This window comes from Anabaena sp. FACHB-83, assembly GCF_014697485.1.
Taxonomy (GTDB): domain Bacteria; phylum Cyanobacteriota; class Cyanobacteriia; order Cyanobacteriales; family Nostocaceae; genus Nostoc_B.
In genome coordinates, this window is record NZ_JACJRY010000002.1 from 301766 (window position 1) to 316926 (window position 15161).

General features: G+C 37.8%; 10 protein-coding genes. 5 read left to right on the plus strand and 5 right to left on the minus strand.

The features are described from left to right. The first annotated feature begins 71 nt into the window (after positions 1-71). From H6G79_RS03500 to H6G79_RS03510, 3 genes are all read left to right on the plus strand, one after another. A complete protein-coding gene (locus H6G79_RS03500) occupies positions 72-1286 on the plus strand; it encodes an O-antigen ligase (protein ID WP_242048186.1) in 1215 nt (404 codons plus the stop codon). A gap of 23 nt (positions 1287-1309) precedes the next feature. Then, positions 1310-2563, plus strand: a complete 1254-nt coding sequence (locus H6G79_RS03505; protein ID WP_190589830.1) for a glycosyltransferase — start codon at positions 1310-1312, stop codon at positions 2561-2563. Between the two features lie 133 nt (positions 2564-2696). After that, entirely contained in the window at positions 2697-3878 is a 1182-nt protein-coding gene (locus tag H6G79_RS03510) for a glycosyltransferase family 4 protein (RefSeq protein WP_190589829.1), read from the plus strand. 23 nt (positions 3879-3901) lie between these two features. On the opposite strand, the gene H6G79_RS03515 is transcribed toward H6G79_RS03510, so the two are convergent. The 4 genes from H6G79_RS03515 to H6G79_RS03530 all read right to left on the minus strand — a co-directional run bounded on the left by H6G79_RS03515 (position 3902) and on the right by H6G79_RS03530 (position 9164). Next, the gene (locus tag H6G79_RS03515; protein ID WP_190589828.1) at positions 3902-5119 is read right to left on the minus strand and encodes a nucleotidyltransferase family protein; all 1218 of its coding nucleotides are present in this window, start codon (positions 5117-5119) and stop codon (positions 3902-3904) included. Positions 5120-5316: 197 nt separating this feature from the next. Then, positions 5317-6774: a hypothetical protein gene (locus H6G79_RS03520; RefSeq protein ID WP_190589827.1), complete on the minus strand. Its 1458-nt coding sequence runs from the start codon at positions 6772-6774 to the stop codon at positions 5317-5319. 966 nt (positions 6775-7740) lie between these two features. After that, positions 7741-8664 (minus strand): N-acetylmuramic acid 6-phosphate etherase, encoded by a 924-nt coding sequence (gene murQ / locus H6G79_RS03525; protein WP_190589826.1) that lies wholly within the window; start codon positions 8662-8664, stop codon positions 7741-7743. 83 nt (positions 8665-8747) lie between these two features. After that, the gene (locus H6G79_RS03530) at positions 8748-9164 is read right to left on the minus strand and encodes a DUF3110 domain-containing protein (protein WP_190589825.1); all 417 of its coding nucleotides are present in this window, start codon (positions 9162-9164) and stop codon (positions 8748-8750) included. A 108-nt stretch (positions 9165-9272) separates the two neighbouring features. Here H6G79_RS03530 and H6G79_RS03535 point away from each other — a divergent pair, with 108 nt between their 5' ends. Then, positions 9273-11912, plus strand: coding sequence for a CHAT domain-containing protein (locus H6G79_RS03535; RefSeq protein WP_190589824.1), 2640 nt, complete (start codon positions 9273-9275; stop codon positions 11910-11912). 339 nt (positions 11913-12251) lie between these two features. Here the strand turns inward: H6G79_RS03535 and H6G79_RS03540 are convergent, their stop codons facing one another. Then, on the minus strand, positions 12252-13025 hold the full coding sequence (locus H6G79_RS03540; RefSeq protein WP_190589890.1) for an ABC transporter permease: 774 nt from the start codon (positions 13023-13025) through the stop codon (positions 12252-12254). A gap of 172 nt (positions 13026-13197) precedes the next feature. Between H6G79_RS03540 and H6G79_RS03545 the strand changes: the two genes are divergently transcribed. Beyond that, a complete protein-coding gene (locus H6G79_RS03545) occupies positions 13198-15138 on the plus strand; it encodes an FAD-dependent oxidoreductase (RefSeq protein WP_190589823.1) in 1941 nt (646 codons plus the stop codon). Positions 15139-15161 lie beyond the last annotated feature (23 nt).

A 15161-nucleotide genomic window follows, 5' to 3' on the forward strand; every position in this document is an offset into this window, starting at 1 on the left:
TTTATCCTAACAATGAGACAGAAAAATCTTCCATCGCCGATAAATTCCTCAACTGGTATAGTTGGGTACTGTTGGGATATGCTCTGTGTGGACGAGGATTTTCTTACTTTGGTGTTCCTCCTGCTTATATCGGAGAAATTACGCTTATTTTTGGATTGTTTACTTTAAGCATCAACAAATCAATCCCAAAACTTCTCAAACTCCCTCAAGTTTGGTTTTTAATCATATTTATGGTGTGGTGTTGCCTCAATACCATACCTTATGTACCCATATATGGCTTAGATGCCATACGTGATGCAGCCTTATGGTACTATACATTTTTTGCCCTAATAGTTGCCACCTTACTAATTAGTAAGCCACAGCGATTTTTATTTATGGTTGCTCAATATGGGCGCTTTTGTAGAATTTTTATTATTCTTATACCATTTCTCTGGTTGATATCTAGAACAATACCATTACCTAGTTTACCTGGTTCCGGGGCTAGAATTATCTCTCTGAAACCAGCAGATACAATGACTCATTTATCGGGGATTACTGCTTTTTTTGTTGGATCTAGTTTGCTAGATTTTCAACCATTATTATTTACTTTAATGTTTTTTGTCAATTTAGGTGTAGTTGCTCTAAATTCTAATCGTTCAGGAACACTAGCTTTTTTGAATGCTTTTTTTGTGCTGGGAATTGCTAATTATAAAAGTAGTAAAGTTTGGCGCATTATAACTATTATAATTTTGGTTATTTTATTGGTTTTCATTTTTAATCCAGAGTTTTTTGAACCATTAATTAATCGAGTGTTGAGTATTTTTATTGATAATAATGAAAGACAAGGTTCAAAAGAATATCGATTAGAATGGTGGACTTATCTCATCAAAAGCACTTTTTCAGATTATTTTTGGACGGGTCGAGGATTTGGTTTTAACTTGGGAGCTGGTACAGGTTTTGATCCTTTAGGTGATGGGGTTGTACGTAGTCCACATAATGGTCATATTACTGTGCTTTCTCGTACTGGCGTTCCTGGTTTCGTTCTTTGGCTTGTCATTCAGTTAGGTTGGGCTGGAAGCATACTATCAAAATATTTACAGTGCAGAAAAAAGGGGCAGACAAAATGGTCTGGTATATTTTTAACTTTACTTACTTATTGGGTGGCTTGTATGACTGTTACATCATTTGAAGTAATTATTGAAGGCCCCACAGGTGGTATTTGGTTATGGACAATGTATGGGATTGGTTTAGCTGCAATGCAAATATACAAACGTTATCCCCAACTTTTTGATGCAGAAGCTGAATAAATATTCTATACCAACTAATAATTATGAAAATTCTAATTTCTGCATACGCTTGTGAACCAAGCCAAGGTTCTGAACCGGGTGTAGGTTGGAATTTTGTTCAAGAAATGAGCAAATATTATCAGATTTGGGTTTTAACCTCTAACTGTCACCGCTCCGCTATTGAAGCAGAATTAGCACGCAAGCCACCATCTAATCTCAACTTTATTTATTTAGATCCTTTTGGTTGGATGATAGATTGGAGTCAGAAAGGAAAATCAACCCAAAGATGGGTATATCTTCACTACTATTTATGGCAAATTACAGCTTACTTTGTGAGCAGAAAGCTTCATCAGAAAATTTGCTTTGATATTGTGCATCACGTAACTTACGTAAAATATAATAGTCCGTCTTTTCTTTGTTTATTACCAATTCCGTTTATTTGGGGGCCTGTGGGTGGAGGAGAATTAACTCCCAAAAACTTTTGGACAAGTTTAAATTTTCGTAGCAAAATATATGAGTTGCTGAGAAACGCAGCTTGCTTAATCGGAGAGTCTGATCCTTTTGTCCACTTAACAGCACGGCGGAGTATTTTAGCTTTAGCAACAACTGAGGATACAGCTAAAAGGTTACGATATTTAGGAGCCAAAAATATTCAAGTATATTCTCAGCTTGGTATATCTCAGGAAGAATTAATGAATTATCCAGAGGTATCTTTATCCTATCAATCTATTATCAGGTTTATCAGCGTGGGTAGATTATTGCATTGGAAAGGATTTCATCTAGGATTATTAGCATTTGCCAAAGCAAATATATCTAATTCTGAGTATTGGGTTGTGGGAGAAGGATCTGAGCGAAAAAACTTGGAAAATCTCACTCAAGAATTAGGTATTGAAAAACAAGTTAAATTTTGGGGTAGTTTGTCTCGTGATCAAACCTTAAGTAAAATAAGAGACTCTCATGTACTAGTTCATCCAAGTTTGCATGACTCTGGTGGATTAGTCTGTTTAGAAGCAATGTCTCTAGGTTTACCAGTCATTTGCTTAAATCTGGGAGGGCCAGCACTTCAAGTTACTGAAGCAACTGGTTTTAAAATTGTAGCAAATACACCAGAACAAGCTGTCAAAGATATTACTCAAGCAATGATATGTTTGGTTGCAGATGTAAAATTGAGATCAAAGATGGGTGAGGTTGGAAAAAAGAGAGTTAGAGATGTATTTAGTTGGGAATTGAAAGGATTATTTTTTGCTCAATCTTATAAAGAAATTTGCGTGCAGGAAAAACTAGCAAGTTTTTCCTAGTTTATGCTTGTTTTATAGAATACTCATATAAAAATAAAATTCAAATAAACATTCACCAGTGTATCCCTCCTCCCAAAAACCCTGACTCTCTAACTTAATAGTATGAGTTCATATCCACCAGTTCATAAAAACAATGAAGCTGTTAATCTTACACAATCGCTATCGATTAACCGGTGGTGAAGATAAAGTAGTTCAAATTGAAAAAAGTCTATTAGAGGCTAATGGGCATGATGTGATTTTACTAGAAGAAAATAACCTAAATATAGTAAATATTTGGGATACATTAGCAGCAGCAGGGGGCGCAATATATTCGCTTCCATCTAAGCAACTAGTTCAAGCAGAGATAATACGTTTTTCTCCTGATATAGTTCATGTACATAATTTTTTTCCGTTACTATCACCTGCTGTATATGATGCTTGTTATGCTGCTGGAGTACCTGTCATCCAAACGCTGCACAATTATCGCCTAGCTTGTCCTAAAGCAATGCCATTTCGAGATGGCAAAATCTGTGAAGATTGTATTGGTACATTAATACCTTGGTCTAGCGTTGTACATAGCTGTTATCGTAACTCTCATCTTCAAAGTTCTGTGGTTGCTGCAATGACTACATGGCATAGATTAACAGGTACTTGGCATAAGAAAGTAAATGGTTATATTGTTTTGACTCAATTTCAAAAAGAAAAAATGATTCAAGCTGGACTCCCAGCAGAAAAAATTTATATTAAACCAAATTTTGTTTTTCAGCCAAATAAGTTAGAGTCAAATATCCAACGTGATAATTACTTACTATTTGTTGGCAGATTATCAGAAGAAAAAGGAGTTTCTGTTTTAATTGATGCCTATATCAAAAGTCATATATCTACACCATTAAAAATTGTCGGTGATGGGCCACTGCATCAAGTTTTGCAGAAAAAAGTTCAAACAGCAGGCTATGAATATTTAATTGAATTTTTGGGATATCAAGATAAAGTAATAGTGCTAGAATTAATGCAGAAAGCTAAATTTTTAGTTTTTCCTTCAATTTGGTATGAAGGTTTTCCATTAACGATAGTTGAAGCATTTGCAGCTAGTTTACCTGTGATAGTTTCTCAGTTAGGTAGTATGGCTGAAATTGTTGAAGATCATGTGAGTGGGTTATACTTTGAAGCTGGCAATTCAGAAGATTTAGCAGCTAAAATAAAATGGGCTATTAATCATAATGAATTGATGATTAATTATGGCAAAAATGCCAGATCGATTTATGAATATAAATACTCTTCAGAAGTGAACTATCAGCAATTAATGTCTATTTATAATCAATTCGTTCCAATGTAATTGATTTTGAAAAATTATAAAAATTAATTTTTGCTTCGATTAAAAAAAATCAGCCTCAATGGTCGAACAAAATAGTACAGAAATGACAAATATTCAGGTAAAGACACAAAACTCTTGTCTGCGATTGTAGGAACAATGAGATGTTGATAGCAATATGATATTTTGTCCCACGGTTGTTCTATCAATTTTAGATGAAAAAGTGCTGATTTTAATTGGCTTTGTGTAGCAATATCCGCAACAGGACGAGTTAGTTGAATAATAATTTCAGCAGTGAGACGCTTGACTGATGAGTTATTTTCTATTTTTTGTAAAATAAATTCTGGAAGTGGAGCATCTAAGATATGATAAGCTAATGAAAGCCCTAACAGCAGCATTTTTGTCATTTTTAATTCAATAGCTAACTGCCAAACTTTTTCCCAATTCACATCAGTAGAAGTGTGTAGTACTTCAGCTAAGTCACAAATTCTATTTAAGTAGAACCAACAGTCTTTACTTCCTTGGGAACAGAGAATCAGGATGAGGTTTTCTATAGAAAAGCTGAGTATTTGTTTACCAGCAAAATTTATTGTTATTGTGTCATTCCATATCCATTCTGAACTGGAAGGTAGGGAGAATTTTTTAGATAAAACCCCTTGGTGAACATCTAAGGTGACTTGCTCTTTTCGATTAATTAAATGTAATTCCCAGTGAGAACGTAAATAAGTTTCTTCGTCTTGACTATTAAGAGATTTAAGATAAGCGGCTTCTTGTTCATTACTGTCTGCGTATGGCTCAAATCCTGCATCTATTAATATTTGTTTAGTTCTCAAAAAATCTTCCCGATGCACAAGTAGATCCAAATCTCCAAAAGATCGACGTGATATATCTCCGTAAGCTGTGGTAGCTAAAATTGGCCCTTTAAAGGGAATAACAGGAATATTATTCTCAGTGAAAATATTCAATATATTGACCAGTTTACTAGCCATTAATAGGCTATGCTGTGTATTAAGGTAATGATATTTTTGTAGTGTGCTGAAAATATTATGAGGAATAGCTTGAGAATCAATTTTATTCAGGCTAATAAATATTAGTGGTAAAACTTTGTGGTAAGCAGCAAGTTCTAGTAGATATTCCCAATTGATTGGTTTTTGTAATAATGTCTGGATTTTAATTAAGTCTTTTTCTTTGATATGAGTACGAGAACAACAAATTAATAGTTCTAGTTCATGAGTCAGATGATTTTCTAATAAAATCGCGTTCATAGCGTATCAGGATTAATATGTGCTTACGAATGTGAATATGTATATTAATTATATTTTATTTAGGATTTTTAGAGACAAAAATAGCTAGAATTTACTCTAGCCAAAAATTTGATAATTTAAATGGTATTTCACTACTGAAAAGTTTATGAGTGAATGACTGACTTAGTTCTTGAGGATAAAAGATGCTATGTTGTCATTCACAGACTGCGGAGAGTGATGAGATCCAAACTATCTACTTTGGGAATAGTCACTGTTCCTTTCCGCATCACAGCAGAGCCTATGTAGACATTATTAACATTGCTGTTGGAACGATACATTTTCATCTTGATGTCACCAGCTTGGGCTAGTTCTTCGATAAAGACTGTGACAGCGAATGCTTCTGCTGCACGACCAGATTGAGCATCGCTCACCAATGTGCCTTTTGGATAACCAAATTCAGCAGGAAGAGGAAAGAAAAATTTGTCGGAAGTATAATTACTGATTCCGATTCCCCAAGAACCATCGGGGTTTTTGGCACTAGCTACTATAATTCGGGGCTTTTTGCCAGAACTCCAGGTCATATCTTTTTCTAGTGAACTATAGCTTTTTCGGAATACGGCTCCAATATCAAAAGTGCGGGTTAGTTGCTTGAAGTAATGATATTTCTGGAACAGTTGATATTTAAACGGACTAATAGTGTAAGGAATTAACCTTGTAGAGTTATCTTCGGGATGTGATACTCCATGTCCAATAAACCAAATCCAGTGAGTTACCCGGTTGTTCATATCATTGAGGAAGCGAGAAGCACCAGAAGCAGCTATCAGTGCATCTCCGGGTTCTTCTGGGCCGGTAGTACCAGCTTCTGTTATCCAATATTCTTTATCTGTTCCTTCAAGTAGAGAGCTTATCCAGGGTGCGGCGGCCATGTTGTAAGAGTGGGTGGAAATGGCGGCTAATGCTTTCCATGCTTCAGGGTTATTTTTGATAGCTTTGATGATGCGAACAGCTATACTATCAGCATTTGCCAACTCTGGTGTAACTATTTTGACATCTTTTAAATTACGGTTATCTAACTCTTGGCGTAGTGCTGTAATCATCACAGGCCATTGAGAATCTTTGAATTTGATGGGATTATCATTAGGCTCGTTTAATATGCCTGTTGCGTGAATTTTGACTCCATATTCCTGCTTCATACGATAGATGAAGTTTGCTAAAAGAGCTGCATAGTTAAATATCTCAGTGTCTTTTATGTAGGCACTATCTTCAGACTTCATATAAGGTGGGAGAAAATCAGGCGCTAAGAGCAATGTTGTGCATCCATTTGCTAAGGCATCAGCAATAAATCCTGATTTTACATAAGGATTGACGAACACAGGCATATTTTCAATACCTGGTTGGGGTGAGTATTTATGAGCTTGGAACCATAGCCGGACAACCTTGAATTTGGCATCATTACACACTAATTTTTGCAGTGTGTTTTTTTGTGATTGTGTGAGTTGGGAATATTTATTACCACCAGCAACTGTTGAGCTAAATCCTAACCCTTGAAATGTTTGTCTTGCTCCTGATCTAACTGTAATGTTAATGGGGGTAACTGCTAATGCACTAGAAAATGTTTGTCCCAAAAGTGCAGTAGACGCGACCAAGGAACATAACAAAGAATTAACTTTAGTCATGAATAAAATCTTGAACTCAATAGGGAACACTAAACTTGCTCGGTTTCTCGATATCCGAGAAATTGCGTAAATAAGGCAGGAAACACAATGTGATTCAGGTTAACTTAATATTTATGTGATTGGTACTAGAAAAAACTCGTAACTAACAGAAGAAATATGAATTATTGAGTATCATAAAAAACTAGTAATTATACGCAATAACTAAATTTTCCACTAAAATTCTGAATATTCGTGAAATTCTAAAGCTGTTTATATAAGGCTTTGGGTATCTTTTGTATAATTTTAGATTATATGTAACCTGTAGCACCAATCATCAACCTGATTATTTTGTTAGGTGTTTTTTTGTAGGAAAACTAAATTGTCTGATTTCGTAAGCTATGAGATATTTAAATTACATAATCAAGACTGCTAAAATGCCCAACACGCAAGGGTTGTTGATATTTTTCATTTGCAAATAAAATGTGGTTGAGTAGTTGATTATTTTTATTCGTGTGTAGAAAATAATTTTAATAACAATTAAGATTGCCAAATGTAATATCAAGTTTTTTTACACTTTAATAGACATTGATAGACTTGTAATTAAATTTTTGATTTTTTACTAAGATTTGCGGATAGCATATAAACCTGTCAGACTTACAGTTTGGGGCTAATGCAAACGACTAGGTTCACATCTTGCAGCAGTTGGTTTATTGCAAGTAAGGCAGGGTGGGCAATGCTAAAAATTCGCTCAAACCTTGATTTTTAAGTTGTAAGCATTGCCCACCCTACGGTTATTGAGAATGGTGCAAGATATGTGTAGGCGGTAATCTCGTCTTCGCTCGATTACCGCGTAGTTGCGTGATTTCGTGAATTGGTATGACTGTTGCAATATTCTAGAGGCAAAACATCAAAAAGGCTGACCACCAAAATCTAGTAGCAGCCAGCCAGATGTTTTGCAGAAAAATTGAGTTTTAAATTTGGTGATACTTAAGCTTTGGTGTTGTTGTAGCTGGCTACTGCGGCGCGGAGATTACCTTGGTTTTCTGATAATAGTCGATCGCCTGCTTGTTTTTCTAAGCCAGTCCAGTGCATTAATAAAGCGAGTTTCACCCATTTACCGCTACGTTCTAGTAATAGACCGGCAGTTTCTCTACTTAAACCTGTGAGGTCTTGGAGAATTCGCAAAGCCCGATCGCGGAGTTTTTGATTTGTGACAGCAACATCCACCATCCGATTACCATAAACCTTACCCAGCTTCACCATTACCCCAGTAGACAAGATGTTTAAGGTCAGCTTGGTGGCTGTACCAGCTTTTAAGCGAGTTGAACCAGCTAATACTTCTGGCCCTGTTAACAACCGAATATCAATATCAACGTCGATACTAACTTGTTCTTGCGGCACACAGGCAATAAATATAGTGACGGCTCCTCTTTGACGAGCCGCATTCAGCGCCCCATGTACAAAGGGGGTTGTTCCGCCAGCCGTAATCCCCACTACTACATCTAATTGGGTGATATGTCGTTGAGCGATCGCAGCTTCGCCATCTTGGGCGCGGTCTTCTAAATCCTCAGAACTGCGGACTAATGCGCCAGCACCACCAGCAATGATTCCCTGGACTAATTCTGGAGGTGTACAAAAAGTAGGAGGACATTCAGCTGCATCTAATACGCCTAATCTACCACTGGTGCCAGCACCGATATAAAATAAGCGTCCGCCTTGCTGTAGTCGCTCTGCTGTCTTTTCAATGGCTTGAGCTAATTCAACTTTAGCTGCGGCTACTGCGGCTACTGCTTTTTGGTCTTCTATATTAAACAGTTCTACTAATTCTAAAGAACTCAGTTGATCTAAATTTTGACTGAGAGGATTGATTTGTTCTGTGAGAAGATGCCCGCGTTCCTGCAAATCTGCCATTTTTTTGTTTCCTGCGTTATTTGTTATTTGTCATTAGTCATTTGTCAGTAAACAATGACCAATGACTCATCAGCAATAACTAACTACAATAATCCTTCTAGTTTGCGGCGAATACTGTCGAGTTCCGACTCAGAAAATTCTGTTTCTGCGGCGGGTGGAACTTGTTCTGGATAATCACTATCATTGGTGGCGGCTTCTGCTTCCCAGTCGGTTTCCTCGACGTTGAGTTCTGGTGGTACGATTAAATCACTATTTTCGGGAACGATTTCCCAGTCGTAACCAGCACTTTCGCAAAATTCCTTGATTTCTTCTGAATCGATCGCTTCGACTGTTGGTGTTGGGAAATCCTGAGCTTCTAACATCAGGGCGAAGCGCAGAGCATCGTCTTCTGACTCAAACATGAGAATTTTATTGCGATCGCCAACTCGCACTGTGTGAATCCCCTCGTTGTCTGTGTGAGCATTAAAAATTAAAACAAATATACGCATTGGTGTAATCATCTTTGAAAGCTGAAGTATGAAGCATGAAGTATGAAATAAATTGTTTTTAGTCTTTAACTTTCAACCCCCATCCTTTATACTTTTTTATTTAATCATCTCCTCGTTGCCATGCCCATCAAAACCAAAATTAGGGATTTTTGGCTCAATATCCGCAAAATCACTCACATTTTAAGTTTATTGTTGTATTTTGTAGTCAGTCTACTGTTGGTGCTGAGTTCGCCTGTGCTGGCAACTTTACCTGATCATATTTACACAGCATCTTCATTGACAAATGTAACCATTACTGATTTAGAACAAGGTAAAACTCTTTATGATGCTGGACGTTTTGCGGAAGCGGTAGAAGTATTAACCAAAGCAGCCCAAGCATATAAACAGACAGGAGATAAACTTAAACTAGCTACTACCCTCAGTAATTTATCCCTGGCTTACCAACAATTAGGCGAACTGACAAAGGCGCAGCAAGCAATTATTGAAAGTTTACAATTGCTGGAAAATAGTCAAAATTCGCCAATATTCGCCCAATCACTAGAAATTCAAGGTCGTCTGCAACTGTTGATGGGCAAGCCAGAAGCAGCTTTAATCAGTTGGCAGCAAACTGAGCAAATTTATCAGCAAACACACAATTATAGTGGTGTGGTGCGATCGCAAATTAATCAAGCACAAGCTTGGCACACACAAGGCTTTTACCGTCGTGCCATTAAAATGCTAGAGGTAGTTAATCAACAGTTGCAATCACAACCAGATTCCCTGGAAAAAGCTGTAGGATTGCGATCGCTGGGTAACGCCTTGTTAATATCGGGAAGTCTGGAAAAATCCCAAGAAGTTTTAGCACAAAGTTTAGCGATCGCTCAACGCTTAAAATCTGATTATGATACGGCAGCTACTGTGTTGAGTTTGGGCAACAATGCACGCAAACAAGAAAAAAAACCAGATGCGATCGCCTATTATCAACAAGCTATCAAACTATCTACTTCACCTTTAACCAAAGTTTCTGCACAACTGAATTATCTAAGTCTGTTAATTGAAGAGCAAAAACTCACAGAGGCGCTGTCAATATTACCTGAGATTCAATCTCAACTGAATCAACTCCCCCCTAGTCGCAAGGCTATTTACTCCCAGATTAATTACGCCCAAAGCTTGATTAAACTAAAAACTGCGAATCGTCAAAAATATGCTCATCTGTACTCTCAACTGCCAGATATGCGAAAAATCGCGCAAATTTTAGCTAATACTGTCAAACAATCTCAGAGTTTAGGCGATCGCCGCACCGAAGCCAATGCGCTTTTGAGTTTAGGTCATTTGTACGAACAAACTCAACAATGGTCAGAGGCGCAAAGTCTAACTCAACAAGGGTTAATTTTAGCCCAGAGTAGCATTATCCCAGATATTGCCTATCGTTTGCAGTGGCAGTTGGGCAGAGTACTTTGGCAGAAAAAAAATTTTACAGGTGCGATCGCTGCTTATGATGCCGCAGTCGATACTATCAAATCTATACGGAGTGATTTAGCAACCATCAATCAAGACATACAATTTAATTTTCGAGAGAGCGTTGAACCGCTTTATCGTCAATCAGTCGAGTTACTCTTGCAATCTCCAGCAGAGCAACAAAATGAGAAAATCTTAGATCAAGCACGTCAGCGCATAGAAGCTTTGCAATTAGCAGAAATAGATAACTTCTTCCAAGAAGCTTGTTTAGAAGGGAAAAATATTGTTCTCGATCAAGTTGTAGATATCGAAAATCCCACCACTGCGATTTTTTATCCGATTATTCTCCCGCAACAACTCCAGGTAATTGTCAAACTACCCAACCAAACTCTAAAACTTTACAGCATCAATATTACTCAAGCAGAAGTAGAAACAATTGTTACCAACCTGCAAAAACTCTTGGTGAATCCCACAGCGACTAATGCTGTGAAAAGCCAATCGCAGATTATTTATAACTGGCTGATTAAACCTGTTGAGTCGGAATTATCAGCCAGGAAAGTTGACACTCTGGTTTTTGTACTGGATGGTGTCTTGCGTAACATCCCAATGGCATCGCTTTACAATGGGGAAAAATTCTTAATTGAAAAATATGCGATCGCTTTAAGTGTTGGTTTACAACTGCAAAATCCTCAGCCCATAGTACAACAACAATTAAAAGCTTTAGCAGCTGGATTAACGCAACCTCCAGCAGACTTTCCCAACTTGGCACCATTACCAGCAATTCACATGGAAGTTAATTCGATTTCCAGTGCGGGAATTGCTACAACCAATCTAATAGATCAGGAATTTACCAGCATAGCTCTCGAAAAAGCAGTCAACTCAGTTCCTTTCAATATCGTACATTTAGCCACCCACGGCCAGTTTAGTTCTAGTGCTGACAAGACCTTTATCTTAGCTGCCGATGGGCCGATTAATGTCAAACAATTTGACAGCTTACTTCGCAATCGAGATGAAACTCAAACACAAGCAGTCGAACTATTAGTATTAAGCGCCTGTCAAACTGCAACCGGAGACAAACGCGCCGCTTTAGGACTCGCAGGTACAGCCATCAGAGCCGGTGCGCGTAGCACCCTAGCTTCTCTGTGGCAAATTGATGATGAATCAACAGCTTTGTTTGTTAGTGAATTTTATCAAGAGCTAAACAAAGGAAACATCAGCAAAGCTCAAGCTCTCCGTCATGCTCAACTCAAAATCTTGCAACATCCTAATTACAAAGCGCCTAGTTTTTGGTCTGCTTATGTTTTAATTGGTAATTGGTTATAGTTCAATACGGTTCAGTTAAGAGAATAGTAGGTTTCGTAATTGGTCAGAATTAGAATTTGTTGTTATTGAAGAATCCATAGTTTATGGCGTTTCCTAATCACATGAGGTACATCATAGCCCCTCCTTGCTTGCGGGGAGGGGTTGGGGGTGGGGTTCTTGTACCTCATACCATTTCACGAAATTACTGATAGAAATCGCTTCCTCTGCAACTCTGCTTCTGGTCGCCGAGCGAAGTCGAGGCGCTACTTGCATATCCGTATCATTTTTAAAGTGAAATGGTATCACTAAAGTGAGAACCGCTATATGTATTACTTATCAAAATAATTTATTTTTCCCTATTCATAATTTTCTTTCTACTAGTAACATTCTGCGATAAGATAACCATCCACTAGTTATCATTACCAAAGTAAAAATTAATAAAAACCAAAAATGTGATGCAATTTCACTAAGTTGCTTGCCATTTGTGGAAACTCCCACGAATGCCTCATTCATGTGATAAATCGGGTTGTATTGAGCAATTTTGATTAAACTTTTCGGAAACAATGAACTTGGTAAAAAGGCTCCACCTAAGATTAATAAAGGTACACCAAAGGCAGCAACTAAGGAATTTACATCTTCAATTCGCCTAGCTAATTGTGTACCTAAAATAAAACCTAAGCCGACATAAGCAGCGATACTCATCAAAATAATGATTAATCCTAAAAAAATTGAACCTTTAAATGTCGCGCCCCACAACGCAGCAACAGTATACACGAGTAAAGCTTGTCCTAAGCCAATGCAACTATGAGCTAAAAAAATTCCGAGAAAGTAGGATATACCACTCAATGGTGAGAGAAACAAGCGTTTGAGAGTTTGCTGTTCTCGTTCTGCAACGACAGTTGCAACTGTCCCACCCAAACAACTAAAAAATAAAGCTGCACCGACTAATGTGGAAGGTGCAGTATATTCAAAAGCTGCGTTGATTGGTAATTTTGCGCGTTCTGCTAAAATAAACCCACCGAGAATTAAGACGGAAATTGGAAAAATACTCCAAAAAATGAGGCTACGTCGCCGACGGAGTAATTCAATTAAGATGCGCTGGGTGACAGCGATGGTTTCGCGCCAATATTTCATCTCATTTAGTTTATAGGATTGTTTACTCTTGACAATTTCTGCCATTCTGGCAAAATAATTCAGTTCGGGACTTAGCACGGTGATCACAGAAATATTCTTAACAATACAATCTGCGAACTCACAGTGATCATTTCACGACTTTGTTAGATGGGAAAAGTTAATTTTGTAACCAATGAGCCAAATACCTAATTTGCTGGAATCATCTACTATCTCCCGTCGTACACTGCTGAAGTTGTTCGGTGTTGGTACAGTTGCAGGAGTTACAGGATACTCGCGGTTTAGTAAGCCTAAACCAACGGTATTTCAAAAAGATACTCTAGATTTGCCACAAATATTAAATAAACCTAAAACTGTTGTTGTGATTGGGGGTGGTTTAGCAGGTTTAGCTTGTGCTTATGAATTAAGTCAACGAGGATTTATTGTCACACTATTAGAAAAATCTCCCCAATTAGGTGGCAAAATTGCTAGTTGGCAAATCGAGGCGGCTGGTGAAACCTTTATGATGGAACATGGGTTTCATGGCTTTTTTCCCCAGTACTATAACTTGAATAGTTTAGTAGCAGAATTGGGAATAAAGGATAATTTTCAATCGCTAAACTTTTACTCTGTGGTTTATCAAGATGCTAAATACAAACCAGAGGTATTTCGCCCCAGTCATTCGGCTTTTCCTTGGAATATTATAGACTTAGCGATCGCATCTCCTAATCGTTTGCGTTGGGGCATTAATTTAACGAAAATCAAACATCTGCAAGTCTTTCAAGCTATCACAGGCTTTCAAAGAGACAAAAATTATCAGCGATTTGATAATATATCTGTGGCTGATTGGGTAGAAACAGAATTTCCCCAAGGTTTATATGATTTATATTTTCTGCCTTTTGCCAAATCTAGCTTGAATGCACCAGATTTAATGAGTGTGGGAGAACTGATGCAGTTCTTTCATTTTTACTTTTTTGGTAATCCTGAAGGACTGGCTTTTAATGGTACTAAAGATGATATGGGGACAAGTTTAGTCCAACCGATCGCTCAGGCAATTGTGCAGCGTGGCGGTAAAATTATTACCGATGCAACTGTGACTGAAGTTGTGGCAGCCAACGGTAAAATTGAGGGTGTGAAATATAGCACCGATGGTAATTATAATTCTGCGCCGTTGACGGTGAAACAAAATACTGCGATCGCAGATGACAAGATAGAGTATTTTGGCGCGGCTGATGAAGTATTTGCATTACCTGTAGGTTCTCAGCAAGCAATTTCTCTCACCTGCACTCATCAAGGTTGCACTGTCCAAAAAGCAGAGGATGGTAGTTTTCAATGTCCTTGTCATGGGGCTAAATTTGCGGCGGATGGTAAAGTTATCAAAGGCCCGGCTAAACGAGATTTAGCTAAGTTTCAAGTAGCACAACGAGATGGTGATGAATTGCAACTAGTAGCAGTTAATCAAGAGTTGCCATCGCCAGCAAAACTCCAAGCTGATTATTATATTTTTGCTACCGATGTTCCGGGCGTGCAAACATTATTTCAGCGCATCAATGGCGATGTTGATAAAACAGTACAAAGCCAAGTCGAAAAGCTGAGTATTGCTGACCCTTTTGCCGTATGTCGCTTTTGGTTTGACCGCGATTTTGAATGGCAACAAAGTAATTTTACTTCTTTATCTGGCTACCAATTAACAGATAGCATCACTCTTTATCATCGCATTCAACAACAATTTATTGAGTGGTCACAACGCACTGGTGGTAGTGTGGTTGAATTACATGCCTATTGTTACAAAGAAAAGCAATTTCCTACCCAAGCAGCTTTGCTAGAAACTTTTGAACAAGAACTATACAACATTGTGCCAGAGTTAAAACAAGCCAAAATATTGCATCGAGAATTAGTGAACCAACATAACTTTTCAGGATATCCACCCCATAGTTATGCTGAACGTCCCGAAACCAGTACTAATATTCCGAACTTAATATTTGCGGGTGACTGGGTAAAAATGCCTTTTCCCTGCGGTTTAATGGAACGTGCTGTGAGTAGTGGTTTATTAGCCGCCAACGAGATTTTACACCGGGAAGGTTTACAGAGGCGATCGCTCTTCTCAGTTAATCCCGAAGGACTATTGCAGATATGATGAGCAAACCAGATCCTTGACTT